General features: G+C 62.5%; 28 protein-coding genes. 17 read left to right on the top strand and 11 right to left on the bottom strand.

Annotated elements, in window-relative coordinates:
- From B7G53_RS12195 to ppsA, 10 genes are all read right to left on the bottom strand, one after another.
- Positions 1-323 (bottom strand): DnaB-like helicase N-terminal domain-containing protein (locus B7G53_RS12195; RefSeq protein ID WP_303621655.1); only part of this gene is annotated, 323 nt, incomplete at its 3' end.
- A 168-nt stretch (positions 324-491) separates the two neighbouring features.
- Positions 492-944 (bottom strand): 50S ribosomal protein L9, encoded by a 453-nt coding sequence (gene rplI, locus B7G53_RS12190; RefSeq protein ID WP_096667963.1) that lies wholly within the window; start codon positions 942-944, stop codon positions 492-494.
- Positions 945-955: 11 nt separating this feature from the next.
- Positions 956-1,240 carry a 30S ribosomal protein S18 gene (gene rpsR, locus B7G53_RS12185; protein WP_077592883.1) on the bottom strand — a complete coding sequence of 95 codons (285 nt, stop codon included), beginning with the start codon at positions 1,238-1,240 and terminating at the stop codon, positions 956-958.
- A gap of 10 nt (positions 1,241-1,250) precedes the next feature.
- On the bottom strand, positions 1,251-1,550 hold the full coding sequence (gene priB, locus B7G53_RS12180; protein WP_096667961.1) for a primosomal replication protein N: 300 nt from the start codon (positions 1,548-1,550) through the stop codon (positions 1,251-1,253).
- A gap of 74 nt (positions 1,551-1,624) precedes the next feature.
- Entirely contained in the window at positions 1,625-1,990 is a 366-nt protein-coding gene (gene rpsF / locus B7G53_RS12175) for a 30S ribosomal protein S6 (RefSeq protein WP_007871089.1), read from the bottom strand.
- A gap of 251 nt (positions 1,991-2,241) precedes the next feature.
- Entirely contained in the window at positions 2,242-4,368 is a 2,127-nt protein-coding gene (locus B7G53_RS12170; RefSeq protein ID WP_096667959.1) for a sodium:solute symporter family protein, read from the bottom strand.
- Positions 4,369-4,370: 2 nt separating this feature from the next.
- Positions 4,371-4,631 (bottom strand): DUF4212 domain-containing protein, encoded by a 261-nt coding sequence (locus tag B7G53_RS12165; RefSeq protein WP_096667957.1) that lies wholly within the window; start codon positions 4,629-4,631, stop codon positions 4,371-4,373.
- 149 nt (positions 4,632-4,780) lie between these two features.
- Entirely contained in the window at positions 4,781-5,359 is a 579-nt protein-coding gene (locus tag B7G53_RS12160) for a tetratricopeptide repeat protein (protein WP_096667955.1), read from the bottom strand.
- Positions 5,356-5,607 carry a hypothetical protein gene (locus tag B7G53_RS12155; protein ID WP_255249991.1) on the bottom strand — a complete coding sequence of 84 codons (252 nt, stop codon included), beginning with the start codon at positions 5,605-5,607 and terminating at the stop codon, positions 5,356-5,358. Before B7G53_RS12155 ends, B7G53_RS12160 begins: the two co-directional genes overlap by 4 nt.
- A gap of 294 nt (positions 5,608-5,901) precedes the next feature.
- Complete coding sequence (gene ppsA / locus B7G53_RS12150) at positions 5,902-8,301, bottom strand: phosphoenolpyruvate synthase (RefSeq protein WP_096667951.1); 2,400 nt, start codon at positions 8,299-8,301, stop codon at positions 5,902-5,904.
- A 176-nt stretch (positions 8,302-8,477) separates the two neighbouring features.
- Between ppsA and ppsR the strand changes: the two genes are divergently transcribed.
- The 15 genes from ppsR to hemP all read left to right on the top strand — a co-directional run bounded on the left by ppsR (position 8,478) and on the right by hemP (position 21,740).
- Positions 8,478-9,299: a posphoenolpyruvate synthetase regulatory kinase/phosphorylase PpsR gene (gene ppsR / locus B7G53_RS12145; protein ID WP_096667949.1), complete on the top strand. Its 822-nt coding sequence runs from the start codon at positions 8,478-8,480 to the stop codon at positions 9,297-9,299.
- Positions 9,300-9,630: 331 nt separating this feature from the next.
- Entirely contained in the window at positions 9,631-10,194 is a 564-nt protein-coding gene (gene ahpC, locus B7G53_RS12140; RefSeq protein WP_096667947.1) for an alkyl hydroperoxide reductase subunit C, read from the top strand.
- Positions 10,195-10,292: 98 nt separating this feature from the next.
- Entirely contained in the window at positions 10,293-11,864 is a 1,572-nt protein-coding gene (gene ahpF, locus B7G53_RS12135; protein ID WP_096667945.1) for an alkyl hydroperoxide reductase subunit F, read from the top strand.
- 161 nt (positions 11,865-12,025) lie between these two features.
- Complete coding sequence (gene bfr, locus B7G53_RS12130) at positions 12,026-12,502, top strand: bacterioferritin (protein WP_096667943.1); 477 nt, start codon at positions 12,026-12,028, stop codon at positions 12,500-12,502.
- Positions 12,503-12,909: 407 nt separating this feature from the next.
- Positions 12,910-15,096, top strand: a complete 2,187-nt coding sequence (locus tag B7G53_RS12125; protein ID WP_096667941.1) for a TonB-dependent receptor — start codon at positions 12,910-12,912, stop codon at positions 15,094-15,096.
- Positions 15,097-15,120: 24 nt separating this feature from the next.
- A complete protein-coding gene (locus B7G53_RS12120) occupies positions 15,121-15,858 on the top strand; it encodes a DUF4198 domain-containing protein (RefSeq protein WP_096667939.1) in 738 nt (245 codons plus the stop codon).
- Between the two features lie 119 nt (positions 15,859-15,977).
- Positions 15,978-16,241, top strand: coding sequence for an iron uptake protein (locus B7G53_RS12115; RefSeq protein WP_255249990.1), 264 nt, complete (start codon positions 15,978-15,980; stop codon positions 16,239-16,241).
- A gap of 12 nt (positions 16,242-16,253) precedes the next feature.
- Positions 16,254-17,861 carry a PepSY-associated TM helix domain-containing protein gene (locus tag B7G53_RS12110; RefSeq protein WP_096667937.1) on the top strand — a complete coding sequence of 536 codons (1,608 nt, stop codon included), beginning with the start codon at positions 16,254-16,256 and terminating at the stop codon, positions 17,859-17,861.
- Positions 17,854-18,207 (top strand): DUF3325 family protein, encoded by a 354-nt coding sequence (locus B7G53_RS12105; protein WP_096667935.1) that lies wholly within the window; start codon positions 17,854-17,856, stop codon positions 18,205-18,207. Before B7G53_RS12110 ends, B7G53_RS12105 begins: the two co-directional genes overlap by 8 nt.
- A 3-nt stretch (positions 18,208-18,210) precedes the next feature.
- Entirely contained in the window at positions 18,211-18,990 is a 780-nt protein-coding gene (locus tag B7G53_RS12100; RefSeq protein WP_096667933.1) for an FTR1 family protein, read from the top strand.
- Between the two features lie 135 nt (positions 18,991-19,125).
- The gene (locus B7G53_RS12095; RefSeq protein WP_096667931.1) at positions 19,126-19,383 is read left to right on the top strand and encodes a (2Fe-2S)-binding protein; all 258 of its coding nucleotides are present in this window, start codon (positions 19,126-19,128) and stop codon (positions 19,381-19,383) included.
- A gap of 148 nt (positions 19,384-19,531) precedes the next feature.
- Entirely contained in the window at positions 19,532-20,191 is a 660-nt protein-coding gene (locus B7G53_RS12090; RefSeq protein WP_255249989.1) for an energy transducer TonB, read from the top strand.
- 3 nt (positions 20,192-20,194) lie between these two features.
- Positions 20,195-20,908, top strand: a complete 714-nt coding sequence (locus B7G53_RS12085) for a MotA/TolQ/ExbB proton channel family protein (protein WP_096667927.1) — start codon at positions 20,195-20,197, stop codon at positions 20,906-20,908.
- A gap of 19 nt (positions 20,909-20,927) precedes the next feature.
- Positions 20,928-21,341: an ExbD/TolR family protein gene (locus B7G53_RS12080; RefSeq protein WP_096667925.1), complete on the top strand. Its 414-nt coding sequence runs from the start codon at positions 20,928-20,930 to the stop codon at positions 21,339-21,341.
- A 204-nt stretch (positions 21,342-21,545) separates the two neighbouring features.
- The gene (hemP, locus tag B7G53_RS12075; protein ID WP_096667923.1) at positions 21,546-21,740 is read left to right on the top strand and encodes a hemin uptake protein HemP; all 195 of its coding nucleotides are present in this window, start codon (positions 21,546-21,548) and stop codon (positions 21,738-21,740) included.
- A 233-nt stretch (positions 21,741-21,973) separates the two neighbouring features.
- Here hemP and B7G53_RS12070 read toward each other — a convergent pair whose 3' ends face one another.
- A complete protein-coding gene (locus B7G53_RS12070) occupies positions 21,974-22,381 on the bottom strand; it encodes a GlcG/HbpS family heme-binding protein (protein WP_096667921.1) in 408 nt (135 codons plus the stop codon).
- Positions 22,382-22,576: 195 nt separating this feature from the next.
- Here B7G53_RS12070 and B7G53_RS12065 point away from each other — a divergent pair, with 195 nt between their 5' ends.
- Together B7G53_RS12065 and nirK are read left to right on the top strand one after the other, a co-directional pair.
- Positions 22,577-23,266 (top strand): Bax inhibitor-1/YccA family protein, encoded by a 690-nt coding sequence (locus B7G53_RS12065; RefSeq protein WP_096667919.1) that lies wholly within the window; start codon positions 22,577-22,579, stop codon positions 23,264-23,266.
- A 395-nt stretch (positions 23,267-23,661) separates the two neighbouring features.
- Entirely contained in the window at positions 23,662-25,101 is a 1,440-nt protein-coding gene (gene nirK / locus B7G53_RS12060; RefSeq protein ID WP_255249988.1) for a copper-containing nitrite reductase, read from the top strand.
- Positions 25,102-25,160 lie beyond the last annotated feature (59 nt).

Below are 25,160 nucleotides of genomic sequence, written 5' to 3'. Positions count from 1 at the left end.
GCCAGCGAGTTCAGGTAACTCAGACCGCCGATATCCTCGGCCTTGCCCAGGTTCTGCAGGTGTTCGTAAACCGTGATCACGTCGGCCGGCTTGGTCGCGTTGATCAGGGCACCGACGGCCGCGTAGATCAGCTTGTGTTCGTAGCGGTAAAAATCCTCATCCACCAGCAGGTCACCGACCCGATCCCAGGCACCGTTGTCCAGCAGCAGGCCGCCCAGAACACTGGACTCGCCCTCGATGGAATGCGGTGGAATGCGCAGCTGGGCAATCTGCCGGTCGGCGCTGTAACGGGGATCGGGAGCGGTGGAAAGTACGGCGGACATGGGTTTCCTTGACAGCCCTACATGCTAGCGCCAAGCGGGCCTGGCGTCACTGTAAAAAGCTGTTGATAAGTCGTGAATAACAGGGGCACAACCCTGTACAAGATGTGAATGGACGCACCATTGAAAAAGCCGCTCAGCGAGCGGCTTTTTTCGGGGCAGCGAAGCGGTTTAAGCGGATTCGCCGTACACCGTCACGGTGATGTCCACGGCCACATCGGTGTGCAGCGCCACGGTGACCGGGTGGTCGCCGACGGTCTTCAGGGGACCGTTGGGCATGCGGATCTGCGACTTGAGCACGGGGAAGCCCTGCTTGGTCAGCTCGGCCGAAATGTCGTGGTTGGTGACGGAGCCGAACAGGCGGCCGTCCACACCGGCTTTTTGCGTGAGCTTGACGGTGGTGCCGCCCAGCTTTGCGCCCTGGGCTTGCATTTCGGCCAGCTTGGCAGCGGCGGCTTTTTCAAGTTCGGCGCGTTTGACCTCGAACTCCTTGATTGCCATGGCGGTAGCGCGACGTGCGCGGCCGGAAGGGATCAGGAAATTGCGGGCATAGCCGTCCTTGACCTTGACGACTTCACCCAGGTTGCCCAGGTTGACGACTTTGTCGAGCAGAATGATTTGCATGGTCGTGTTCCTTACAGGCTGCGGTGCTGGTCGCTGTAAGGCAGCATCGCGAGGAAGCGAGCGCGCTTGACGGCGGTGTTGATCTGGCGCTGGAAAATCGCGCGCGTGCCGGTCAGGCGGGCGGGGATGATCTTGCCGTTTTCGGCAACGAAATCGCGCAAGGTGTCGATGTCCTTGTAGTCGATTTCTTCAACACCAGCGGCTGTGAAACGGCAAAAACGCTTGCGTTTGAACAGCAGGGATTGGGTATTGCGCTTGGGGCGCTTGTCTTTGTTGAAACGTTTTGGTCCGGGCATGATGGACTCCTTAAATGGGGTTCGGTACTGATTCGATGGCTTGAATATGGAAAACAACGCTCTTGCTGCCGCGGGCATTGACCAGAAAACCGGTGAGCCTGAAAGGTTTGCCTAAGGGCAGCTGGCCAGTTTGCTCAGCCAGCGTACCAAAAGCAACCGCCTTCATTGTCAAGTTGACCTGCCGGGTGGAACCTGCTTCTGTCATTTCGGACTCGTGTTCGAGGACGAAATTGGCAGCGGGGATTCCAGCGGGGGTGTAGCGAAGAGGACTGGCCTCGGCGATACAAGCGGTCAATTCAACGCGGTTCACTGCAGAATCATGATCTTGCGACGATGCGCAGCAATCAGTTGTTCAACAGCATGTGTGGGCAACCCGATGAGGGGTTAGGCCGCATACTCCTGCTGCTGGGCCTTGCGGGCTTCTTCCCTCTCGACGTTGCGCATCATGAGGGACGGGCCGGTTTCAGCCTTTTTCTTGACCACGGTCAGGTGGCGCAACACGGCGTCATTGAACTTGAACGCGTGTTCAATTTCTTCCATCACGGCCTGGCTGGCTTCGATGTTGATGCACAGGTAGTGGGCTTTGGCGAGTTTCTGGATCAGGTACACCAGTTGGCGGCGGCCCCAATCTTCAACACGATGCACTTTTCCACCGCCGGCGGTAATCATGCCCTTGTAACGTTCCAGCATGGCTGGGACTTGCTCGCTTTGATCCGGGTGGATCAGCAAGACGATCTCGTAATGACGCATAAACTCTCCTTGTGGTTTGGTTGAAGCTGCCCCAGCGTCGTTAAGGGTGCAGCAAGGCGAAGCCCATGATTATAGCCTGAGCCGGCGCGTCCAGCCAAAACCAGCTTCCACCCGGGCGCCCCGGGCCCTTCTCTCCGTCCCATCAGGGCGTCCGGACCGCTGCCCTTCCGTCCAGACGGAAAAAAGCCCGGCAACGCGTGTTGCCGGGCTTTTTGGCTGAAGCTGACCGGAGCTTCCGGTCAGTTCAGGAATCAGCGCACGGGATCAGCGCGCAGGGTTGGGTAGCGCACATGCTCAACCAGCTCCTGGACCTTGCGGCTAGGCGCAGGGGTGACCAGGCTGACCAGGAGGATCACGGCAAAGCCGATAGGCACGCCGAAGACACCGGCCGAAATCGGCTGGATGTCCCACCAGAGCTGAACCGGCGAGGTGATGCCGAACAGGCCGCGCATCCAGGGCTGGGTGGTGATCATGTAGTAGAACGTGGTTCCCAGGCCGGCGATCATGCCCAGCGAGGCAGCGATACCGGTGGCACGTTTCCAGAAGATCCCCAGCGTCAGGGCCGGGAAGAACGCAGCCGCAGCAAACGAGAACGCCGCAGAAACCAGGAACAGAATGTCGGCCGGTTTCTGGGCAGCCACGTAAGCGGCCGCCAGGGCAACCACCAGCAGCAGGACCTTGGAGATGGTCACGCGGCGTGCGGTCGATGCGTTCGGGTCGATCATTTTGTAGTACAGGTCATGGCTCAGCGCATTGGCAATCGTCAGCAGCAGGCCGTCAGCCGTTGACAGCGCCGCAGCCAGACCACCGGCCGCCACCAGGCCGGACACCACGTAAGGCAGGCCGCCAATCGCGGGTGCGGCCAGCACGATGATGTCACCACCGATGGACATCTCGTTGAGCTGCAGAATGCCGTCCTTGTTGATATCCACCACCGACAGCAGCGTCGGATCGACCTTGTTCCAGGCAGTGATCCATTCCGGCAAGGCGTTGAACGGCGTGCCGACCACCAGGGTGAAGACCTCGTATTTCACCAGCACGGCCAGGGCCGGTGCGGTGAAGTACAGCAGGAAAATGAAGAACAGCGACCAGGTGACCGATTGCCGCGCTTCCTTCACGCTGGGCACCGTGTAGTAACGCATCAGGATGTGCGGCAGCGCGGCGGTACCCACCATCAGGCAGAAAATCAGCGCCAGGAAGTTGCGACGCGAAACGTCGTAAGCCTTCTGGGCAGCGGCATCGCCATTGGGGTCACCGGCAAACTGCTGGGCATGCGGAGGCATGCCATTCAGGGGGAGTGCCTTGGTGTCAGCCCCGGCCTTGGCAGCGGTCCACGCTTTCTTGGCGGCAGCTTCGTCTTTCGGCAAGGCAGCCAGCGCTTTTTCAGCCGCGGAAATTTCCGACAGCGCACCATTGGCGGCTTTCAGGTCCGCCACGGCTTTCTCCGCGGCGGCCTTGTCGGCAGCCAGCGCAGCGGCCGGGTTCTTGAGCTTTTCAGCCAGGGCGGCCGAACGCTGCTTGTAGATATCGCGGACTTCGATTTCCTTGGCATTGTTGGTCAGCTCTTTTTCCTTGGCAGTCACTTTTTGCAGCTGGAAGCCGTAAATCGCCTGCGGAATCGGGACGCTGGTCTGTTTGACCGACAGCCACACCACCGGGATCATGTAAGCCACGATCAAAATGATGTACTGGGCCACCTGCGTCCAGGTCACAGCACGCATGCCGCCCAGGAAGGAGCAAACCAGAATGCCGCCCAGACCCAGGAAAATCCCGAGTTCAAAGGCCACCCCCGTCAGGCGCGCGGTGATGATGCCGACGCCGTAAATCTGGGCCACCACATAGGTGAAGGAGCACAGAATCGCAGCGATGATCCCCAGAAAACGCGGCAGGTTGCCGCCATATCGCTCGCCCAGGAAGTCGGGAATCGTGAACTGGCCGAACTTGCGCAGGTAGGGCGCAAGAAACAGGGCGACCAGGCAGTAACCGCCCGTCCATCCCATGATGAAGGCCAGGCCGCTGTAACCCGTCAGGTAGAGCGTTCCGGCCATGCCGATGAAGGACGCCGCAGACATCCAGTCGGCGCCGGTCGCCATGCCGTTGTACATGGCCGGGACTCGGCGCCCTGCCACGTAGTATTCGGCGGCGTCGGTCGTGCGGCTCATGATGCCGATGCCGGCATACAGACCGATCGTGGCCAGCAGGAAAATCAGGCCGATCCACTGGCGGGACAAGCCCATCTGTTCAAGGACGGCCAGCACAACCACGAAGGCGAGGAAGCCACCGGTGTACCAGGTGTAGACCTTGCTCAGGCCTGCCTTGAAGGCAGCATTGGAGGCGGCGGTGTTAGTGCCGGCGTCAGAACCAAACATTCCAGCCATGATTATTCCTCGCTTTCTTCAACACCGTGTTCGATGTCGAGCTTGCCCATGTACCAGGCGTAATAGCCGATGATCGCCACGTAAATCACCAAAGCCCCCTGTGCTCCCATCCAGAAGCTAAAGGGCCAGCCAAAGAAATTGAAGCTCAACTCGCGGGCGTAGTAGCTCACGACGAACGTCACGACGAACCAGATCACGAGAAGGATTCCCGTGATGTTGAGGTTCTTGCGCCAATAACGGCGATGGTTGTCAGTCAACTGCATAACACTAGCCTCCATCTAACAACACCCTTTCGGGCACATCACGATCACCACTTGTCCCCAAGCGTGGCCTGCAAGCCGGATCGCGTCTCTTTTCTTATCAGCCTGGGTTCAGACCCTGGCCATCAAATCACCACCCAGCGGGTCTGCCGTCAGGAAGGCCGGGCAACGCCCAGTCCCGTCTCGCGTTCCAGCTGGGCGGCCACTTTAGGCTCAAACCGTTTGAGATGGCGAATGACTTTCACCGCCTCATCAGGGTCTTGCCTGTCGACATGAACCCGCGCCAGCTGATACCAGCCGAACGGGCTCATGGGTTGCAGTTCTGTGTTTTTCTTGAGTGCCTGAACCGCTTCGTCGAAGCGGCGATCACGAATCAGCAGCAGGGCCAGGCCGTACCAGGCCCGGTCCATCTTGGGTTCGATGTCCAGCGCCCGGCGAAAGGCGGGCTCCGCGTCGGCGTGGCCACCGATGTCTTCCAGCATGTAGGCCAGGTTGAACCAGGCCGCGGCATTGTCGGGGTAGCGCTCGGACAGCAAGCGCAGTGCGGCAATGGCGCCGTGTTTGTCGCCTTCCTGCGCGAGGACGTGGGCGCGGCTGGCCAGGGCGTACCGGTCACCCGGCCGCAACACCAGCATCTGGTCGAATTTCTCCAGGGCCGCCTGCTGCTTGCTGAACACCAGCAGCACCAGCGCCTGCAGCTTGAAATACCAGTAAGCCAGGATCGTGTTCATTTGCAGAGCTCCACACCAATTTCAAGACAGATCCGGATGCGCGTCAGGGTCGCGGCGATCCAGACAAACAGCAGCAACAAAAACGCCACGAACGGAACGTGGCGGTCAATGATTTGTTTCGGGGTGATGAAGCGGGCGGCCACCACAAAGGGTTTGCCGACGATCTGCAGGATCTGGTAGAACAGGTTGCCGTCCTTCTTGGCGCCTGCCAGCAAGCCAAGCACCCACTGCCCGAACAACGCGAGCAATGCGATCTCTGCTATCAATTTAAGAGTAGACGCGGCAAAAAGCATAAGACCCCTGGCAACAATGGCTTGATTGTTGTCCCGGTTCTTACCGACTTCTTACAAACCGCCGCACGGGGCGGCGAACCCCGTTGAAACCCTTACTAGGACTTTCCCTTGGTTCTGGCCGCTTGCGGGCGAAGCTAGAACCAAGTGCCTACAAGGGGGAAGGCTGCGCCTGACCCGCGCCGCGCGTCTGCGGCGCAAGTCAGCCCAAGCAGCCTGGGCCTGTCCACACGGCAAGTGTGAACACAGTCCCTAGTTGGCCAGTTGCTTCCAGGTGTCGATGACGGTGTCGGGGTTCAGCGAGATCGACCCGATGCCCTGCTCCTTGAGCCAGAGTGCAAAGTCCGGATGATCGCTGGGGCCCTGGCCACAGATACCGACATATTTACCCTGTCGCCTGCAGGCACTGATCGCCTGGCTCAGCAGGGCCTTGACGGCCGGGTCGCGCTCGTCGAAGTCCGATGCCAGGATCTCCAGGCCCGAATCACGGTCCAGTCCCAGCGTCAGCTGTGTCAGGTCGTTCGAACCAATCGAGAAACCGTCAAAATACTCGAGGAACTGGTCGGCCAGAATCGCATTGCTCGGCACCTCGCACATCATGATCACGCGCAGGCCCCCCTCGCCGCGCTTGAGGCCATGCTGCGCCAGCAGATCGGTCACCTTTTTGGCCTGCCCGAGGGTGCGCACAAAAGGCACCATGACCTCGACATTGACCAGACCCATGTCGTTGCGCACGCGCTTGAGTGCTTCACATTCCATGGCAAAGGCTTCGCCAAAATCCGGGCTGAGATAGCGCGATGCGCCGCGGAAACCGAGCATCGGGTTTTCCTCCTCGGGCTCGTAACGCGAACCACCAATCAGCTTGCGGTATTCGTTGGACTTGAAATCGGACAAACGCACGATCACCGGCTTGGGCCAGAAAGCCGCGCCAATGGTGGCGATGCCTTCGGCCACCTTGTCGACGTAAAAAGCACGTGGCGACGCATGGCCGCGCGCCACGCTTTCCACCGCCTTTTTCAGGTCCGCATCGACATTCGGGTAGTCGAGAATCGCCTTGGGGTGCACGCCGATATTGTTGTTGATGATGAATTCCAGCCGCGCCAGGCCCACGCCATGGTTGGGAATCTGGCAAAAGTCAAAGGCCAGTTGCGGATTGCCGACGTTCATCGTGATTTTCAGGTCGATCGGCGGCATCGCACCGCGCTGCACCTCGGTCACTTCGGTTTCCAGCAAGCCATCGTAGATGTTGCCGGTGTCGCCTTCGGCGCAGCTGACCGTCACCAGCATGCCGTCCACCAGCCGCTCGGTGGCGTCGCCGCAGCCGACCACCGCCGGAATGCCCAATTCGCGCGCAATGATGGCCGCATGGCAGGTTCGCCCACCGCGATTCGTCACGATGGCGCTGGCGCGTTTCATGACCGGCTCCCAGTTCGGGTCGGTCATGTCGGTCACCAGAATGTCGCCGGGCTGGACCTGATCCATGTCCTTGATGTCGCGCACGATGCGGACCGGGCCGGTACCGATTTTCTGGCCAATCGCCCGGCCCTCGGCCAGCACGGTGCCGGTGCCCTTGAGCTTGTAGCGCTGCTCGGCCTTGCCCTTGGACTGGCTTTTCACCGTCTCGGGTCGCGCCTGCAGGATGTAGAGCTGACCGTCGATGCCGTCCTTGCCCCATTCGATGTCCATGGGCCGGCCGTAGTGGTCTTCGATGATGACGGCGTAACGCGCGAGCTGCTCGACGTCGGCGTCGCTCAGCGAGTAGCGGTTGCGCAGCTCGGCTGGCACATCGGTGGTTTTGACCAGCTTGCCGCCGGCCTTCTTTTCCTCAGCGGTGGTGAACTCCATCTGCAGCAGCTTGCTGCCCAGGTTGCGGCGGATCACGGCGCGATTTCCGGCCTTGAGCATGGGCTTGTGCACATAGAACTCGTCGGGGTTCACCGCGCCCTGCACCACCGTCTCGCCCAGCCCGTAGCTGGAGGTGATGAACACCACGTCTTCAAAGCCGCTTTCGGTGTCGATGGTGAACATCACGCCGGCCGCGCCGAGGTCGCTGCGCACCATGCGCTGCACGCCGGCCGACAGGGCCACGTCGGCATGGGCAAAACCCTGGTGCACGCGGTAGCTGATGGCGCGGTCATTGTAGAGCGAGGCGAACACCTCTTTCATCTTGTGCAGCACGTCCTCAATACCGACCACGTTCAGAAAGGTTTCCTGCTGGCCGGCAAACGAGGCGTCGGGCAGGTCTTCGGCGGTGGCCGACGAGCGCACTGCAAAACTGGCCTGGGTGTTGTCCGCGCTCAGGGCGGCAAAGCTGCTGCGCACGGCTTTTTCCAGTTCAGGCGGGAAAGGCTGGGCTTCCACCAGCGTGCGGATCTGCGCGCCGGCGACCGCCAGGGCGCGCACGTCGTCGGTGTCCAGCTGGTCGAGGACGGCGTTTATTTTCTTGTCCAGCCCGTCGTGGGCCAGAAACACGCGAAAAGCGTGGGCGGTGGTGGCAAAGCCGGTGGGCACCTGCACGCCCTTGGGGCCGGTCGGCAGCTGCGAGATCATTTCGCCGAGGCTGGCGTTTTTACCGCCGACAGACTCGACGTCGGTCATCCTCAGGTTTTCAAACGGTACGACCAGGGCGGTCGCCTCAAACAAATTGGACATGAAAATACTCCGGGAGGTTTAAAAACGGGGGTATCGACCATGCGCGGCAAGCAACCTTGTGGTTGTTGGAAGGGGTTGTGGCGGGGCATGGTGTCGCAAATCTGGATAATCCAGCGGATTGTAGAACGTCGCCTGCATGGTCCATGTAGGCGCTTTGCCATCAAACCAGGCCCAACATGCCCAACCGCACCGTATTTTTCATCTCCGATGGCACCGGCATCACCGCCGAAACCTTTGGCAACGCCATCCTGGCGCAGTTTGAATTCACGGCGCGCCACGTGCGCCTGCCTTTTATCGACAGCGTGGACAAGGCGCACCAGGCGGTACGCCAGATCAACCACGCCGCCGCGGTCGAGGGCAACCGGCCGATTGTGTTCACCACGCTGGTCAACATGGAGATCCTGGCCGTCATCAAGGCCCACTGCCACGGCATGATGCTGGACATGTTCGGCACCTTTGTCGCGCCGCTGGAAACCGAGCTGGGCATCAAGTCGAACCACCGGGTGGGCCGCTTTTCGGATGCCTCCAAAAGCAAGGCCTACGACGACCGGATTGAAGCCATCAACTTCTCGCTGGCCCACGACGACGGTCAAAGCAACAAGGACCTGGCCGGTTCGGACGTGATCCTGGTGGGTGTGAGCCGCAGCGGCAAAACACCCACCTCGCTGTACCTGGCCATGCAGTACGGCCTGAAGGCGTCGAACTATCCCCTGATTCCCGAGGACTTCGAGCGCCGCCAGCTGCCGCCGGCGCTGCTGCCGCACCGCAAGAAGATCTTCGGCCTGACGATCGCCCCCGAGCGCCTGGCGCAGATCCGCAACGAGCGCCGGCCCAACTCGAAATACGCGAGCCTGGCCAACTGCCGCGACGAAATCCACGAGGCCGAAGCCATGATGCGGCGCGAAGGCATTCGCTGGTTGTCGACCACGACCAAGTCGATCGAAGAGATTGCCACCACCATCCTGCAGGAGATCCGGCCCGAGCGGCTGGAGTACTGAGCGTCAGCGCCGCTGTCCCCTCCTGTTTAGCTATTTTTTTGGTAGCTGCTTGCGCCCGTATTTATTGGGCTAACCGGCAATTTCGCTTATTGATTTCACCCGAAACAGCGTCCAGTTGCCTTGAGGGGCACTTCCTCACGTGAAAAGCCCTGTTTTGCCAGCAGGTGCGGGCACCAGCAGCTCTTGTTTCGATAGCAAAAACTGGTCGCACGCCGGCCAATAGTCATACTACATGACATGGATACATTCAATTAATTGGATTAATCGTCGACCAGACCTTAAGCTATCCCTGTCGTTAATTTTTACGTCATCATCCATAGAGGAAACCCGCATGTCCCTGATCAATACCCAAGTCCAGCCTTTCAAGACCCAAGCCTTCCTGAATGGCAAATTCATCGACGTTTCAGACGAATCGCTGAAGGGCAAATGGTCGGTCCTGATCTTCATGCCGGCCGCATTCACCTTCAACTGCCCCACGGAAGTCGAGGACGCTGCCGACAACTACGCCGAATTCCAGAAAGCCGGCGCCGAGGTCTACATCGTGACCACCGACACCCATTTCTCGCACAAGGTGTGGCATGAGACTTCCCCCGCCGTCGGCAAGGCCAAGTTCCCGCTGGTGGGCGATCCGACCCACACGCTGACCAAAGCCTTTGACGTGTTCATCCCCGAAGAAGGCCTGGCACTGCGCGGCACCTTCGTGATCAACCCCGACGGCATCATCAAGACCGCTGAAGTGCACTCCAACGAAATCGCGCGCGACGTCAAGGAAACCCTGCGCAAGCTGAAGGCGGCCCAGTACACCGCGGCCCATCCTGGCCAGGTCTGCCCTGCCAAGTGGAACGAAGGCGCCAAGACCATCGCCCCGTCCATCGACCTGGTTGGCAAGATCTAAGCGCCCTGCTGCCTTCCTGACGGAGGCCCGGGCCCCGGCACACACGTGTGCCGTCCCGGGCTTTTTTGTTCCCCATTGAAATTGAAAGTGAGTCCGCCATGCTCGACGATGCCACCAAAGCCCAACTGAAAAGCTACCTCGAACGCGCCACCGCCCCCATCGAAATCGTCGCTTCACTGGACGACAGCGAGGCCTCGGGCGAAGTGCTGTCGCTGCTGAAGGACGTGGCCGAGGCGTCGCCACTGGTCAAGCTGACCGAAAGCCGCGACGACCCGCACCGCAAGCCCTCCTTCTCGGTCAACCGCCCGGGTGAAAACCACGGCCCGCGTTTTGCCGGCCTGCCCATGGGCCATGAATTCACCTCGCTGATCCTGGCGCTGCTGCAGATTGGCGGCTACCCGCCCAAGGTCGAGCAGGCCGTGCTCGACCAGATCCGCGCGCTGGACCGCGATCTCGAATTTGAAATCTATGTCTCGCTGACCTGCCACAACTGCCCCGACGTGGTGCAGGCGCTGAACCTGATGGCGGTGCAGAACCCGCGCATCAAGACCACCATGATCGAAGGCGGCACCTTTCAGGACGAGATCAAGGAGCGCGAGATCATGGGCGTGCCCACCGTCTTCCTGAACGGCACCATGTTCGGCAACGGCCGCATGAGTCTGGAAGAAATCCTCGCAAAAATCGACACCAGCGGCGTCGAGCGCGAAGCCAAGAAGATCGCTGAAAAAGCACCGTTTGATGTGCTGATCGTTGGCGGCGGCCCGGCCGGCGCGGCCGCAGCCGTGTACGCCGCGCGCAAGGGCATTCGCACCGGCGTGGCGTCGGAGCGTTTTGGCGGCCAGGTGCTCGACACGCTGGGCATCGAAAACTTCATCTCGATCAAGGAAACCGAAGGCCCCAAGTTCGCCCATGCCCTCGAGGAGCACGTGCGCAACTACGACGTCGACATCATGAACCTGCAGCGTGCCAAGGCCCTGATTCCCAATAGCGGACCCGGCAAGGACCTGATTGAAGTGCAACTGGAAAGCGGCGCTTCGCTCAAGAGCAAAACGGTCATCATCTCCACCGGCGCACGCTGGCGCAACATCAACGTGCCCGGCGAGCAGGAGTTCAAGAACAAGGGCGTGGCTTATTGCCCGCACTGCGACGGACCGCTGTTCAAGGGCAAACGTGTGGCGGTCATCGGCGGCGGCAACTCCGGCGTGGAAGCGGCGATCGACCTGGCCGGCATCGTCGGCCATGTGACGCTGATCGAGTACGACACCGCGCTGCGCGCCGATGCCGTGCTTCAGCGCAAGCTCAAAAGCCTGAAAAATGTCGACGTGTTCACCAACGCACAGACCACCGAGATCACCGGCGACCAGAAGGTCAACGGCCTGGTCTACAAGAACCGCGCGACTGGCGAGCTGAAAACCGTGCCGCTCGAAGGCGTGTTCATCCAGATCGGCCTGGTGCCCAACACCGACTGGCTCAAGGGCGTGGTCGAGCTCTCGAAACACGGCGAGATCATCGTTGACGCCAAAGGCCAGACCTCGCTGCCCGGCGTGTTTGCCGCAGGGGACGCCACCACCGTGCCCTTCAAGCAGATCATCATTGCGGCCGGCGACGGTGCCAAGGCGGCCCTCGGCGCTTTTGATCACCTGATGCGGACCTCGGCGCCCGCGGCCTGACAGCGCGGGGGGCGGGCACCCTGCCGCGCCCCGCTGCAAAGAAGAATGCCTATCAATCCCATTCGTGCTCCTACCGCGCGAGAAGGGTTATGCATTTCCTCTTGCCCGATGGCGCCGGCCTGCCGACAATCAGGGCATTCAAAACTAAAAAAGGAATCAGCATGAAAGGCGACGCACAAGTCATCACCCACCTGCAGGCCCAGCTCAAAAACGAGCTCACCGCCATCAACCAGTATTTCGTGCACTACCGCATGTACAAGCACTGGGGCCTGGACAAGCTGGCCAAGAAGGAATACGAAGAATCCATCGGCGAGATGAAACACGCCGACAAACTGATGGACCGCATCTTCATGCTTGACGGCCTGCCCAACCTGCAGGACCTGGGCAAACTGATGATCGGCGAGGACGTGCCGGAAGCGCTGGCCTGTGACCTGAAGGCCGAAACCGGCGCCCAGGCCACCATCAAGGACGGCATCGCGCATTGCGAAAGCGTGCGTGACTATGTCTCGCGCGATCTGCTGCAAGGCATCCTGGACGACACCGAAGAACACATCGACTTCCTGGAAACCCAGATCGAGCTGCTGGCCAAGGTCGGCATCCAGAACTACCTGCAAAGCCAGATGGGCGAACTCAGCTAGGCAGCACCCTGCGCAGCGCTGCAAGCGCTGCCTTGTTTCATGGCCGGACAAGGCCCTGGCTGAATCGAATGACAGCCAGCGTCTCCCGAAAACGAGAATCACCCTCATTGACGGGTTAAGCGATAGCCCCCGCCAGCCGACATGTTCATGTGAAGCCAGCCAGCAACCGGCCGGTGCTTCAGCATGTCACTCCCCTCTTCTTTTCTCGGCGCGCAGCTTCGCGCTGAGCACCACTTTGAATTTCTGACGCGCCCACCGAGCCTGTCGTTTTTCCCCCTCAAAGGCAGCGCCACACAAGATCTCAAACGCGAATAATTCTCATTATTGTGTTAGGATTTGTAGATCGCCAGCCGACATCTCCTTGGATATGTGAAGCCAGCCAGCAACCTGCCTGAGCCGTGCTTCACATGTCCTTTCCATCCCGTTTCCTTGCGTCCAAAACCCGCCAAGCCACCGTCCTTCGGGCGCCGACAGCTACCAAACTGGTAGCAAAATTCAGCCTCACCCCGCTCGCGCTGTGCGCCGCGCAACTGGTCGGCGCCCAGGTCCTGCCGGACATCACCATCCGTGCCGACACCGAACAGGGCTACTCCCCGTCCAGCGGCAGCACCGCCACCAAAAGCAGCGCGCCGCTGCGCGACATTCCGCAGACCGTCAACGTGGTGCCTGGCCAGCTGCTGCGCGACCAGGCCGCACGCTCCATGGAAGATGCGTTGCGCAACGTGCCCGGCGTGGCGGCCAGCCATGGCGACGGCCAGCGCGACCAGGTGATGATCCGCGGCTTCACGGCGATTGCCGACCAGTTTTCCGACGGCCTGCGCGATGACGCCCTGTACTTTCGCGATCTGTCCAACGTCGAGCGCATCGAGGTGCTCAAGGGCCCTTCCGCCGTGCTGTACGGCCGGGGCTCCTCGGGCGGCCTGATCAACCGCATCACCAAAAAACCAAAATTCGGCGAGACCTCGGGCGAGGCAGCGTTGATCCTGGGCAGCAACAAGCTCAGGCGCGTGGAGGCCGACGTGAACCTGCCGCTGGGCGAAGCAGCGGCCTTCCGCCTGAACGCGGCGCGCGAAGACTCCGGCAGCTACCGCGACCAGCAGTTCGTGGACCGCTACAGCTTTGCGCCTTCGCTGGCGCTCAAACTCAGCGGCCAGACGTCCCTGCTGCTGCAATACACCCAGGCGCGCGACCAGCGCGTGACGGACTTCGGCATCCCGGCGCTCAACGGCCGCCCGGTCGATGTACCTGCCAGCACCTACTACGGCTCGGGCAATGCCCGGCGCGACGACACCAGCACCAGCCTGGTCGACACCTACACCGCCACCCTGAACCACAGCTTCAACGATGCGTTCAGCGTGCGCAACACCACCCGCTACTACAGCTACGAGCTGGACCGCTACAACACCCTGCCCAGCGGCACCACGGACCCGGTGGCGCGGACGATCGGGTTGACCCGCAGTGCCGTCTTCCGCGACGAGTCGGGCTGGTTCAACCAGACCGACTTCACCTACAAGAACACGCTGGGCGGATTCAAGCAGGAGTGGCTGTTCGGCCTGGAAATGGGCCAGCAGAAGCGCCGCGCCGAATCGATCTCGGCCGGCACGGTGGCACGCGTGTCCATCTTCAACCCGAGCCTGGCGTCGGTGCCGGCATTCACCGCGGCCGCCAGGGCGGCCGACAGCGCCATACCGAGCAACACCACGCAGGACGTGCTGGGCCTGTACCTGCAGGACCAGGTCACGCTGGCGAAAAACTGGAAGGCGCTGGCAGGCATCCGCTACGACGAGTTCAAGCAGTCCACCACGTTCGAGCGCAAGCTCGCGCCGCTGGCCCGCACCGACCGCAGCTTCAGCCCACGCGCCGGCCTGGTGTGGCAGCCTACCGATGCGCAGTCGCACTACGTCTCGTACAGCCGCTCGTTCCAGCCCTCGGCCGAGACCTTTGCCCTGGCCGGCAACAACGTGGCCAACGAACCGGAAATCACCCGCAACGTCGAGATCGGCAGCAAGCTCGGTTTCCTGGACGGCGCGCTCAGCGTGACGGCCGCCCTGTTCAACCTGCAGCGCAGCAACATCAAGAACACCGACCCGGCCAATCCCAGCCAGCAAATCAACGTGGGTACGCAGCGCACCAACGGGCTGGAACTCACGGCCAGCGGCCGCCTGCCGGGCCGCTGGGACGTGAGCGCGGGTTACGCCTACCTGGACGGCGAAATGGTGGAGTCGGTGGCGCGTGTCAGCTCGCTGCAGCTGCCGGTGGTTTCGGTGCCCTCGCTGGGCAAGGTTCCCGCGCTGACGCCGCGCCACTCGGCCTCCTTCTGGGCCATGAAAGACCTGGGCAACGGCTTCAGCGTGGGCGGTGGCCTCAACTACATGGGCGAGCGTTTCGCCTCGCTGACCAACCTGGTCGTGCTGCCGGCTTACCTGACCGGCGACCTGGCCGGCATTTACCGGACCGGCCGCTATGAATTCGGTGTGAACCTGAAAAACGTCACCGACAAGAAATACATCGTCTCCAGCCACGGCAGCAACGACAACCTGATCTTGCCCGGCGCGCCGCGCGAGTTGCAGGTGAGCATGCGCGTCAAGTTCTGAGCACCCCCTTTCACGAGTCAAGCCATGAAATCACTTCAACTTCAACTTCATCTGCTTTGTACGGCTGTGCTGGTACTTGCCGGCCAGGCCCACGCCCACCAAGTCTGGATCGAGCAAGACGCCCGGGGCGCCAAACTCTACTTCGGCGAGTTTGGCGAGAATCTGCGCGAGGCCTCACCCGGGCGGCTGGACAGGTTTGTCAATCCGCTGGCGCACAAGCAGTCGGCGCAGGGCATGCAGCCGCTGCACGCCGTCAAGACGGCCAATGGCTTTGCCCTGTCCGCCGGCGCGGCGAAAGGTGAGTCGCTGTTGGCCGAGGAGCCCGTCTTCCCCATCGCCGAGCGCAAGGACGGCGACAAAACCGTCCGCAGCCTGTACGTGCCCGCCGCCCGGCTGGTGACGGGCCATGGCCGGCTGGAGCCCAAGCTGACGCTGGACCTGGTGCCTACCGGCCAGCCGGGCAAGGATGGCATGGAGGTGCAGGCTTTCTACATGGGCCAGCCCCTGCCCAAAGCAAAAGTGGCCGTGGCCACGCCTTCGGGCTGGACGCAGGAACACCGTGCCGACGAACAGGGCAAGCTCACCGTGAAGCTGCCGTGGAAGGGCCGCTACGTGCTGGAGCTTAAACACACCGGCGGCGCCGGCGAGCGCGCCGGCGAGCAGTACGACCGCGCCAGTTACGTCACCTCGCTCACGACGATGCAGCACCGCGGTTTGCCGGCACTGCCCGCAGCGCCGCCGGCGTCACCGAACAAGAACTGACAAAGTCGGGGCCCGCCATGCGATCAAGCCGGAATATGGAGACAAATCAAGCTGCAGCCCTTATACATCGGGCGCAAGCAGCTATTGAATCAATAGCAAGTCTGGCCTGGCTCAGGATTTTGCAACGTGTTGCCGGCGCGCTGCTCGGCGGCTACGCCTTCACCGCGGCGCTGGTGGCGCTGCTGACCGTTGCGCTGGTGTACGCCGGCCTGTCGCGCAGCGAGGCCGTCGTGAGCGCGTCGATGTCCGGCTTTCTGGTCTACCTGCTGGTCTTGCTGTGGGCCTTCAGCGTGCGCAGCCTCACGCGCCTGTGGGCCGTGCTGGCGGGCGCCACAGCGCTGACCTATATGCTGACCTGGGGCTGGCTTCAGTTGCTTCGCTAAAGGAGTTCAGCGATGGAGACCACCTTCCGCAAATCCATGGCCTGGCTGCACACCTGGGCCGGGGTGGTGATCGGCAGCGTCCTGTTCGCCATCTTCTGGATGGGCTCACTCAGCGTGTTCGACCGCGAAATTGACCGCTGGATGATGCCGGGCACGCGGCTCGCGCCGGTCACCGCCGCGGCGCCTGTCAGGCTGGACGGCGCCATCAGCGAGCAAGCCAGACGTCTAACCAAAGGCTCCTCGCAGTGGTTCATCCGCCTGCCCAGCGAACGGGTGCCGATGGTGGAGCTGGGCTGGCGCGACGAAGGCAGCAAACGCGTTGAGCGGCGCTACCTGCACCCGCAGACCGGCGCACTGCTTGAACAAACCGACACGCTCGCAGGCAGCGGCTTCATCTTCCCCTTCCACTACCGCCTGCACATCAAGTGGCTGGACCTGGGTTACTGGCTGGTGGGGTTGGCCGGCATGGCGATGCTGCTGCTGATCGTCAGCGGCGTCATCATCCACCGCAAGATTTTTGCAGACTTCTTTTTGTTCCGGCCCAAAAAGCGCCTGCAGCGCGCCAGCCTGGACCTGCACAACCTGACCGGCGTGCTGGCCCTGCCGTTTCACTTTGCCACTGCGCTGTCGGGCATCGTGATCCTGTTCACCATCTACTGGCCGAGCGCTTACCACGCAGCTTATGCGCAGGCCAAGGCTCCGCAGCAGGCTTTTTCCGCCGAGGGCTTCGGCCAATACCGCCGGCCCAAGGCGAATACACCGGGCCAGCCGCTGGCGTCGCTTGACGCCATGCTGGCGAAAGCGGAGCAGCAGTGGCAAGGCGGCCGGGCCAGCTTCGTGCGTGTCTGGCACCCGGGCGACGCCAACAGTTATGTCGAGCTGCGCCGCGGTTATGCCGACAGGGTGACCATGAACCTCGACCAGCTCTACCTCGACGCAGCCACGGGCACCGTGCTGCGCAGCTTCGAGGCCGCGCCGGTGATGACGGTGCAGCGTTTTATCAGCGGCCTGCATTTCATCCAGTTCGACCACTGGACCCTGCGCTGGCTCTACTTCCTGGCCGGCTTGTCCGGCTGCGTGCTGATTGCCACCGGCAGCCTGTTCTGGCTTGAGGGCCGGCGCGCCAGCCATGCGAAAAAAGGGCTGGCCGGTGTGCGGGTGGTGGAGGCGCTCACTGTGACCAGCGTGCCCGGCATCATCATGGCCACGCTGGTGTTTTTTGCAGTCAACCGGCTGTTGCCGGCCGATGCGTCGCTGGCCGGCTGGAGCCGCGGAGAAGTCGAAGTCTGGGCCTTTTACCTGGCCTGGCTGACGACCCTGGCCCACGCCGCCCTGCGCGGCCGCGCCGCCTGGCGCGAACAAGCCTGGGCCGTGGCCCTACTGGCCCTGCTGGCCGTGCTGCTGAACTGGGTCAGCACCGGTGACCACCTGGCCCACACGCTGGGCCGGGGGCTGTGGGCGGTGGCCGGCATGGACCTGCTGCTTCTGGCGATGGCCGGCCTGGCGTTTGTCACGGCGCGTCACCTGACCCGCAAGGCGCTCAGTGCAGCGCGCGCGCCGGCCGCTGCCGCCGAGCTGCCCGCCGCCTTGAAGAACCGCAACACCACCAGCCATGCGTGAAGTACTGCTGATGCTGGCCGCCGGGGTGGTTCTGCTGCTCGGCATGGCGTTGCTGGCGCTCAGCCAGGAGCGCCATCGGGATCGCATTTTTATATCAAACAGGCCTGCAGCCCTGGATATCCGGGCGCAACGAGCTACAGCTTTTATAGCAACCGGCCTGGGCCTGCCAGCCTGCATCGCCAGCCAGGGGGCCAGCTTCGGCAGCCTGTTGTGGCTGCTGCTGCTGTCCGCCGCCGCCCTGGCCGTGGCGCTCACGCTGACCTGGCGGCCGCAGTGGCTGCGCCCGCTGGCTGGCGCGGCACGAATAGTTTTTCAACGTCCATCCGCCTCAACCTCTAGGAGTTAAACCATGTTTCAAACCCTGCTGATCGCTTTTCGTGAGGGCCTCGAAGCCCTGCTGGTGGTGGCCATTGCCACGCTGTATTTGCGCCGCACCGGCCGGCTCCATTTGCTGGGAGCGATTCGCAGCGGCCTGGCCGTGGCCGTCTTGTTGTCACTGCTGCTGGGCTATACGCTGTCGCGCATCGGCGCCATGTCCCCCACGGCCGAGGGTGTCATGGCCCTGCTCGCCGCAGCGACGGTGCTCTGGTGTGTGGTGCACATGATGAAAGCCGGCAAGACCTTGGGCCGGGAAATCAACGCGCGACTTGACCGCGCCACCCTGCTCGACGGCTCCCGTGCTTGGCTGGCGGTGTTTGGCTTCACGCTGTTCATGGTCGGACGCGAAGGCGTGGAAACCGCAACCATGCTGGCCTCGCTGGCCTCCAGCGCCGAGCTGGGTTACATGGTCTGGGGCGGGCTGACCGGCCTCGCTCTGGCCGCGGCGATCGCAGGGGCCTGGGTGCGTTACGGCAAGGCGGTGGACCTGGGCCGGTTTTTCCGCGTCACGGCCTGGTTCATGATGGTGTTCGCCGTGCAGTTGGTCATTTACGCACTGCACGAGTTCACCGAATCGGCGCTGCTCCCCGGCATCGACAACGCCTGGTGGCATGCCGCCACCGAGGACCTGGCCGAAGGCACAACTGCGCAGCTGGTGTCGCTGGCGCTGGTTCTGGTGCCCACGGTCTGGCTGGCGCTGGCGCACTGGCAGGACAGCCGCAGCGCTGGCAACACTTCCGTCAGGAGCTGAAGGCAGGTGGAGCTCACGCCCCTGGCGGACAGAACACCGCCAGAAAAGTAACCTGCTTGCGCCAAGGTTATTGCAAATGCGACCGATTCGCATTTATACTTCAAGCATCGATTTAACCACCAGCAAGCCAATCCCATGATCGTCTGTGTCTGCCGCCGAATCTCCGACCGCGAAATTGCCCGCCACGCCCGCGCGGGCCTGGGCTTTGACGAGATCCAGTTCGAACTCGGCGTCGCCACACAGTGCGGCCAGTGTGAAGGGTGTGCCCGGGACGTGGTGGCGCAATGCAGCGCCGCCTGTCCCACGGCCCACATCAAGCGCGCCGACCACCCAACGGAAGGCCGCCCATGGAATCCTCTCTCACCCTCTTTGCAAGCCTCGCCGGCAGCCTGATCCTGGTGATCAGCCCGCTCTGGTGGATTTTCCGCCGCTAGCGCGTCCTTTGTTCCCGCACACGCGTTCCCCCTGCGCATCCACTAGACTTCCGATGAACGCTCCCGCCATTTCGGGCTCCAATATTCCTGCACTTCCAACAAGCCCCGTGCGATTGCCGATCAGCCGCAACATCGTTATTGCCGCCAGCGTGGTCATCTTCCACGTGGCGGCACTGTGGGCGTTGCAAAATGGCCTGCTGCGCCGGGCCGCCGAACAAGTGGTGCCGGCCGAACTGCTGACGCGCATCATCGAAATCGAGCCGCCCAAGGTGGCGGCGCCACCGCCCCCGCCGCCCCCCAAAGCCGCGCCGAAAACGGCCAAGCTGCCGCCACCACCCATGCCCGCGGCCATCCGGGACCCTGCGCCGGCGCCCAATGCGCCCACCGGCGTGGTCGAACCCCAGCCGCCGGCACCCGCGGTGCTGGCGCCGGTGGCGCCCGCTCCAGCACCCCCCGCGCCACCGGCCCCGGCACGCCTGGTGGAAATCACCCAGGGCGAAACCGAATACATCCGGCCGCCGCGCCCGGTCTACCCGGCCCTGAGCAAGCGCAGCGGCGAAGCCGGCGTGGTCATCATTGCCGTTTACTACAGCAGCTCCGGCCACGCCAAACGTGCCGAAGTCTTCAAGTCCAGCGGCTTCGAGCGCCTGGACCGTGCGGCACGCGATGCCGTGATGGCCTCGCAGGTCACCCCTTTCCGGCGGGCGGGCGTCAATGAAGACACCCAGTTCCTGCTCAAAGCCCCGATTAATTTTGTTCTGGAGTAACGCATGAATTCCCAATTTGGCCTGATGAACGTCTGGACGCAGGGCGACTTCGTCACCCGGGCGGTGGCCCTGCTGCTGATCGGCATGTCGCTGGTGTCCTGGATCGTCATCCTCACCAAGACCCTGGACGTGCTGAAGCACAAAAAGATTGCCCGCAGCGCGGAAGACTTCTGGCACAGCGAAGACTTCGCCGCTGGCCTGGCCCGGCTGGGCAACGACCCGGCCAATCCCTTCCGCCAGCTGGCCATCGAAGGCCGCGAGGCCACCGCCCACCACCGCAACACCCGGGCGCACCTGCACGACACGCTGGACGTCAGCGACTGGGTCACACGCAGCCTGCGCAACACCATCGACGAGTTCACCTCGCGCCTGCAGTCCGGCCTGGCCATCCTGGCGTCGGTTGGTTCCACCGCGCCCTTCATCGGCCTGTTCGGCACGGTCTGGGGCATTTACCACGCGCTGCTGGCCATCGGCACGGCCGGCCAGGCGACCATCGACAAGGTGGCCGGCCCGATCGGTGAATCGCTGATCATGACGGCGCTGGGCCTGGTGGTCGCCATTCCGGCGGTGCTCGGCTACAACGCGCTGGTACGCGGCAACAAGGGTGTGCTGCACAAGCTCAACCGTTTTGCGCACGACCTGCACGCCTACTTCGTGACCGGCGCACGGGTCAGCAGCGGCGGCGCTGCCAATGTCGTGACCATGAAAAAAGCCTGACCTGGAAGGAGCACGCAGCATGGCCTTCGGAACCCAGGACGACACCGACGAGGTGATGAACGAGATCAACATGACGCCGCTGGTTGACGTGATGCTGGTGCTCCTGATCATCTTCATCATCACCGTGCCGGTGATGAAACACGCGGTCAACATCGATCTGCCGCGCGCCACCAACGAGGCGCAAAACATCAAGCCCGAGACGGTGCGGCTGACAGTGGACGCCGACGGCGCCTACTACCTCAACGAGGCCAGGGTCGAGGATGCGGCGCTGGCGCCCAGTTTCCAGGCGGCGGCCGCGAAGGAGCCGCAGCCCGAGCTGCACATCCGCGGCGACAAGGCGGTTCGCTACGAACGGGTGGCCCAGGCCATGGCGGCGGCGCAGCAGGCCGGGCTGCGCAAGATCGGCTTCATCACCGAACCGGTCCGGCCCTGACGGTCGGCGGCTGCGCCCGCCGCATGACAACCTGGCATGTGAAGCGCCAGGTTTTTTTCTGCGCTGCCCCTGCCGATCGGTGCCCCCAGTGGCGCATTTTTTCACGAAAAAATCCGGGTAGCGCTTGACTTTTAATTGAGAATAGTTATCATTACGATAACGACAACCCATCAGGTCCACCAAGGTCAACCAAGGTCAACCATCATGTCCCCTGCACAACCTGCCTCCGCCACCCTGAGCCTGCCGTCTCGCCGCAACGAACACGCGGGAGCCACCTCCCCCGCCGCCGTGGACAGCCACGAACTGCTGCGCGGCCAGAAGGCCGTGGACATCGTGCACAACGGCTCGACCTACCGCCTGCAGGCGACGCGCCTGGGCAAGCTGATCCTGACCAAGTAGCCGACAAGTTTCATCGTGGGACGATCCGGGGCCGGCAACGGTCTCACAGGTCGTTTTTGCCAGCCAGCCGGCCGCCTTTCGGGCAGTTGCATTAGCCAGGCTTTTTTTCTCCACACGCCATGCAAAAAGCCGACCCGCGGGTCGGCTTTTACCATTGAAATCAGGCTCCGGCCCTTTTTCTACCAGCGCGGTCAGCTATCAACTAAATAGCAAACACCGCCGATAAACAACCGTTACAGGCCGATGGCGGCCATGCCGGCACGCGCGATCTGCGCATCTTCGCTGGACTTCACGCCGCTGACGCCGACCGCGCCCAGGCACTGGCCGTCCTTCAGGATGGGCACGCCGCCCTCGAGCAGGCCCTTGAGCTCCGGCGCGCTCAGGAAAGAGAAGCGCCCGCCGTTGATCATGTCTTCGTAAATCTTGCTCTCGCGCCGGCCCATGGCCGCCGTATGGGCCTTGGCCGGTGCAATGTGGGCAGAAATGGGCGCGGCGCCGTCCAGGCGCTGCAGGTGCAGCAGGTGGCCGCCGTCGTCAACGATGGCAATTGTCACCGCCCAGCTGTTTTTGGTCGCTTCTGCGGCAGCGGCGGCGGCGATCGCCTGCACATCGGAAAATTCCAGCACTGTTTTTGATTTCATGGTGTTCCAGGGATTGTTTCGGAAAAACGTCAAGCATACGCAACTTTGCGGGCTGTGCCGGGTCTCATTGCGTGCCTGAAACCTTGGAGAACCCTGACAAAAAGTAGGCAGTCCACAGGGTTACGCCTTGAAAACCGCCACCGCCCCCTAAAATAAGCTTGCCCGCATATGCAGGCCTCTAATGGAGAAGACCGGATGAATGACAATGTTCAAACCTTGGACCATGGCTACGTTGGCTCTGCCGAGCAACGCAACCGGGTCTTGCGCAACACTTACTGGCTGCTGGCGCTGAGCCTGCTGCCCACGGTGCTGGGCGCCTGGGTGGGCGTGGCCACGGGCATCACCGCCTCCCTGAGCGGCGGGCTGGGCCTGATCGTGTTCCTCGGCGGCGCCTTCGGCTTCATGTACGCCATTGAAAAGACCAAGAACTCTGCCGCCGGCGTGCCGGTGTTGCTGGCCTTCACTTTCTTTATGGGCCTGATGCTGTCGCGCATGATCGGCATGATTCTCGGCTTCAGGAACGGCAGCGAGCTGATCATGACCGCCATGGGCGGCACCGCCGGCGTGTTTTTTGTCATGGCCACCCTGGCCAGCGTCATCAAGCGCGACATCTCCGGCATGGGCAAGTGGCTGTTCGTCGGCGCCCTGGTCGTGATGGTGGGTTCCATCGTCAACGTGTTTGTCGGCTCCACCGCCGGCATGATGGCGATCTCGGTCGCCGTGATCGGCATCTTCAGCGCCTACATGCTGTATGACCTCAAGCAGATCCTTGATGGCGGCGAGACCAATTACATCAGCGCCACGGTGGCCCTGTACCTGGACCTGTTCAACGTGTTCCAGGCCCTGCTGGCCCTGCTGGGCATCGCCGGTGGCGAGCGCGACTGAGCTTGTTCCGATTCAGAAAAAAAGGGCCTTCGGGCCCTTTTTTCATGGGCGGCCGCGCCGGGGAAGCTCTGTGCAACCGATGGCGACCCGACGTCAAACCCGACAACATACCAACCGGGGCGCCGCCAAAAGCTATCTATTCAATAGCAACTTTCCCTTGCACACAAAGGGACGAGGCCAGATTTGATTGAAATCCCGCCACCAGGCCAATTTGCGCTGGATCAACAGATCTAGCGTTAACCCTTATAAAGATGCACAACAAATACATCTTCTTACTACACTGGATGCAAGCACCCGGACAACAGAGATCCGGATGCTTTCAAAGAAGAAAGAAGGTTGTTTGTATGCGTATCCCTCATTCAAGGAATTTTTCGCTCCTGGCCCTCGCGGCTGCCATGGCACTTGCCAGTCTGGGCGCGGCTGCGGCGCCGCCCGCAGCCAGCCAGTCCGGCGCCTCGCGCGCCCCGGCAACTGAGCAGGCCAAGGGCGCCGTCAAGAAGTACACGCTTGAAACCGGCATCGTCAACGGCAAGATGGTGTTCATCGACGACCGCGGCCAGGCCAACCCGGTGCTGCGCGCGAATGTGGGCGACACGGTTGAAATCCGCCTCAAAAGCGGCGAAGGTGCGCAGCACGACATCGCCATTCCCGACCTGAAGGTTCAGTCGCAAAAATTCGATGCCGCCAGCGGCCCCACGACCGTGCGTTTCACCGTCACGCAGGCCGGCAAATTCACCTACTACTGCACCATCGCCGGCCACCGCCAGATCGGCATGGAAGGCGTGTTCGAGGTCGCCGGCACCAGCATCGCAAGCACAGCACCCAAGGCCACCGTGAAAACCACCGGCGTTCCCGGTGCCGAGCTGTACACCGCACCCGCCGTGCGGCCTGCCGACGCGGCCGCCGTGAGTGTGGCGATGGACCCGGCGGCCGTGCCCGCCCCGATTGGCGCCCGTGCGCCGCAGCACCTGAAGTACCGCCTGGAAACCGTGGAACTGGCCGGCAAACTCGACGACGGCACCAGCTTCACCTACTGGACCTTCGACCGCAAGGTGCCCGGCCCCATGCTGCGCGCCCGCATCGGCGACACCATCGAGCTGACCCTGGCCAATGCCCGCGACAGCAAGATGATCCACTCCATCGACCTGCATGCGGTGACCGGCGGCCATGGCGGCGGCGAACACACCCAGGTCGGCCCCGGCCAGGAAAAAACCATCACCTTCAAGGCGCTGAACGCCGGGCTGTATGTGTACCACTGCGCCACGCCGCTGGTGCCGCAGCACATCTCGGCCGGCATGTACGGCATGATCCTGGTCGAGCCCGAAGGCGGCCTGTCGAAAGTGGACCGCGAGTACTACGTGATGCAGGGCGACATGTACACCACACGGCCGCATGGCGCCAGGACGCACCAGGATTTCGACCTGGACAAGATGGCGGCCGAGTTGCCTGACTACTACGTCTTCAACGGCGCGGTAGGTTCGCTGACCAAGGAGCACAAGCTCAGCGCCCAAGTCGGCGAGACCGTGCGCATCTTCTTCGGTGTCGGTGGCCCGAACAAGATCTCGTCCTTCCACGTGATCGGCGAGATCTTCGACAAGGTCTACAGCGAAGGCTCGATCAGTTCGCCCAAACGCGATGTGCAGACCACGCTGGTCGCCCCAGGCGGCGCCACGATTGTCGAGTTCAAGGTGGACTACCCCGGCAGCTACCTGCTGGTGGACCATGCCCTGTCGCGCGCCGGCAAGGGCCTGGTCGGCATGCTGGAAGTCACGGGTGCTGCCGACGCGGGCATCTACAAGGCACACTCGCCCGGCAAGGCAGGGGCCACGCACTAAGTCCGCGCCGGTCAACGGCTTGTTCGGGGCTGTCCGCCGTCATGGCGGACGGCCATTTT

Origin of the sequence: Polaromonas sp. AET17H-212, from assembly GCF_002379085.1 — a bacterium.
In the GTDB taxonomy this organism is placed as follows: domain Bacteria; phylum Pseudomonadota; class Gammaproteobacteria; order Burkholderiales; family Burkholderiaceae_C; genus Polaromonas.
The sequence above is the reverse complement of the archived record's forward strand: the minus strand, read 5'-3'. Positions and strand labels throughout refer to the sequence as shown.

What these genes read in the sequence shown, in the direction of transcription:
- B7G53_RS12125 (WP_096667941.1), top strand. Translation starts at nt 12,910, where the DNA reads ATGTCCTTTCCATCCCGTTTCCTTGCGTCCAAAACCCGCCAAGCCACC.
- hemP (WP_096667923.1), top strand. Translation starts at nt 21,546, where the DNA reads ATGTCCCCTGCACAACCTGCCTCCGCCACCCTGAGCCTGCCGTCTCGC.
- rpsF (WP_007871089.1), bottom strand. Translation starts at nt 1,990, where the DNA reads ATGCGTCATTACGAGATCGTCTTGCTGATCCACCCGGATCAAAGCGAG.
- B7G53_RS12110 (WP_096667937.1), top strand. Translation starts at nt 16,254, where the DNA reads ATGGAGACCACCTTCCGCAAATCCATGGCCTGGCTGCACACCTGGGCC.
- rpsR (WP_077592883.1), bottom strand. Translation starts at nt 1,240, where the DNA reads ATGCCCGGACCAAAACGTTTCAACAAAGACAAGCGCCCCAAGCGCAAT.
- B7G53_RS12160 (WP_096667955.1), bottom strand. Translation starts at nt 5,359, where the DNA reads ATGAACACGATCCTGGCTTACTGGTATTTCAAGCTGCAGGCGCTGGTG.
- bfr (WP_096667943.1), top strand. Translation starts at nt 12,026, where the DNA reads ATGAAAGGCGACGCACAAGTCATCACCCACCTGCAGGCCCAGCTCAAA.
- B7G53_RS12080 (WP_096667925.1), top strand. Translation starts at nt 20,928, where the DNA reads ATGGCCTTCGGAACCCAGGACGACACCGACGAGGTGATGAACGAGATC.
- ahpF (WP_096667945.1), top strand. Translation starts at nt 10,293, where the DNA reads ATGCTCGACGATGCCACCAAAGCCCAACTGAAAAGCTACCTCGAACGC.
- B7G53_RS12070 (WP_096667921.1), bottom strand. Translation starts at nt 22,381, where the DNA reads ATGAAATCAAAAACAGTGCTGGAATTTTCCGATGTGCAGGCGATCGCC.
- B7G53_RS12170 (WP_096667959.1), bottom strand. Translation starts at nt 4,368, where the DNA reads ATGGCTGGAATGTTTGGTTCTGACGCCGGCACTAACACCGCCGCCTCC.
- B7G53_RS12065 (WP_096667919.1), top strand. Translation starts at nt 22,577, where the DNA reads ATGAATGACAATGTTCAAACCTTGGACCATGGCTACGTTGGCTCTGCC.
- ppsR (WP_096667949.1), top strand. Translation starts at nt 8,478, where the DNA reads ATGCCCAACCGCACCGTATTTTTCATCTCCGATGGCACCGGCATCACC.
- ahpC (WP_096667947.1), top strand. Translation starts at nt 9,631, where the DNA reads ATGTCCCTGATCAATACCCAAGTCCAGCCTTTCAAGACCCAAGCCTTC.
- B7G53_RS12085 (WP_096667927.1), top strand. Translation starts at nt 20,195, where the DNA reads ATGAATTCCCAATTTGGCCTGATGAACGTCTGGACGCAGGGCGACTTC.
- rplI (WP_096667963.1), bottom strand. Translation starts at nt 944, where the DNA reads ATGCAAATCATTCTGCTCGACAAAGTCGTCAACCTGGGCAACCTGGGT.
- B7G53_RS12100 (WP_096667933.1), top strand. Translation starts at nt 18,211, where the DNA reads ATGTTTCAAACCCTGCTGATCGCTTTTCGTGAGGGCCTCGAAGCCCTG.
- nirK (WP_255249988.1), top strand. Translation starts at nt 23,662, where the DNA reads ATGGCACTTGCCAGTCTGGGCGCGGCTGCGGCGCCGCCCGCAGCCAGC.
- B7G53_RS12165 (WP_096667957.1), bottom strand. Translation starts at nt 4,631, where the DNA reads ATGCAGTTGACTGACAACCATCGCCGTTATTGGCGCAAGAACCTCAAC.
- B7G53_RS12105 (WP_096667935.1), top strand. Translation starts at nt 17,854, where the DNA reads ATGCGTGAAGTACTGCTGATGCTGGCCGCCGGGGTGGTTCTGCTGCTC.
- B7G53_RS12095 (WP_096667931.1), top strand. Translation starts at nt 19,126, where the DNA reads ATGATCGTCTGTGTCTGCCGCCGAATCTCCGACCGCGAAATTGCCCGC.
- B7G53_RS12120 (WP_096667939.1), top strand. Translation starts at nt 15,121, where the DNA reads ATGAAATCACTTCAACTTCAACTTCATCTGCTTTGTACGGCTGTGCTG.
- ppsA (WP_096667951.1), bottom strand. Translation starts at nt 8,301, where the DNA reads ATGTCCAATTTGTTTGAGGCGACCGCCCTGGTCGTACCGTTTGAAAAC.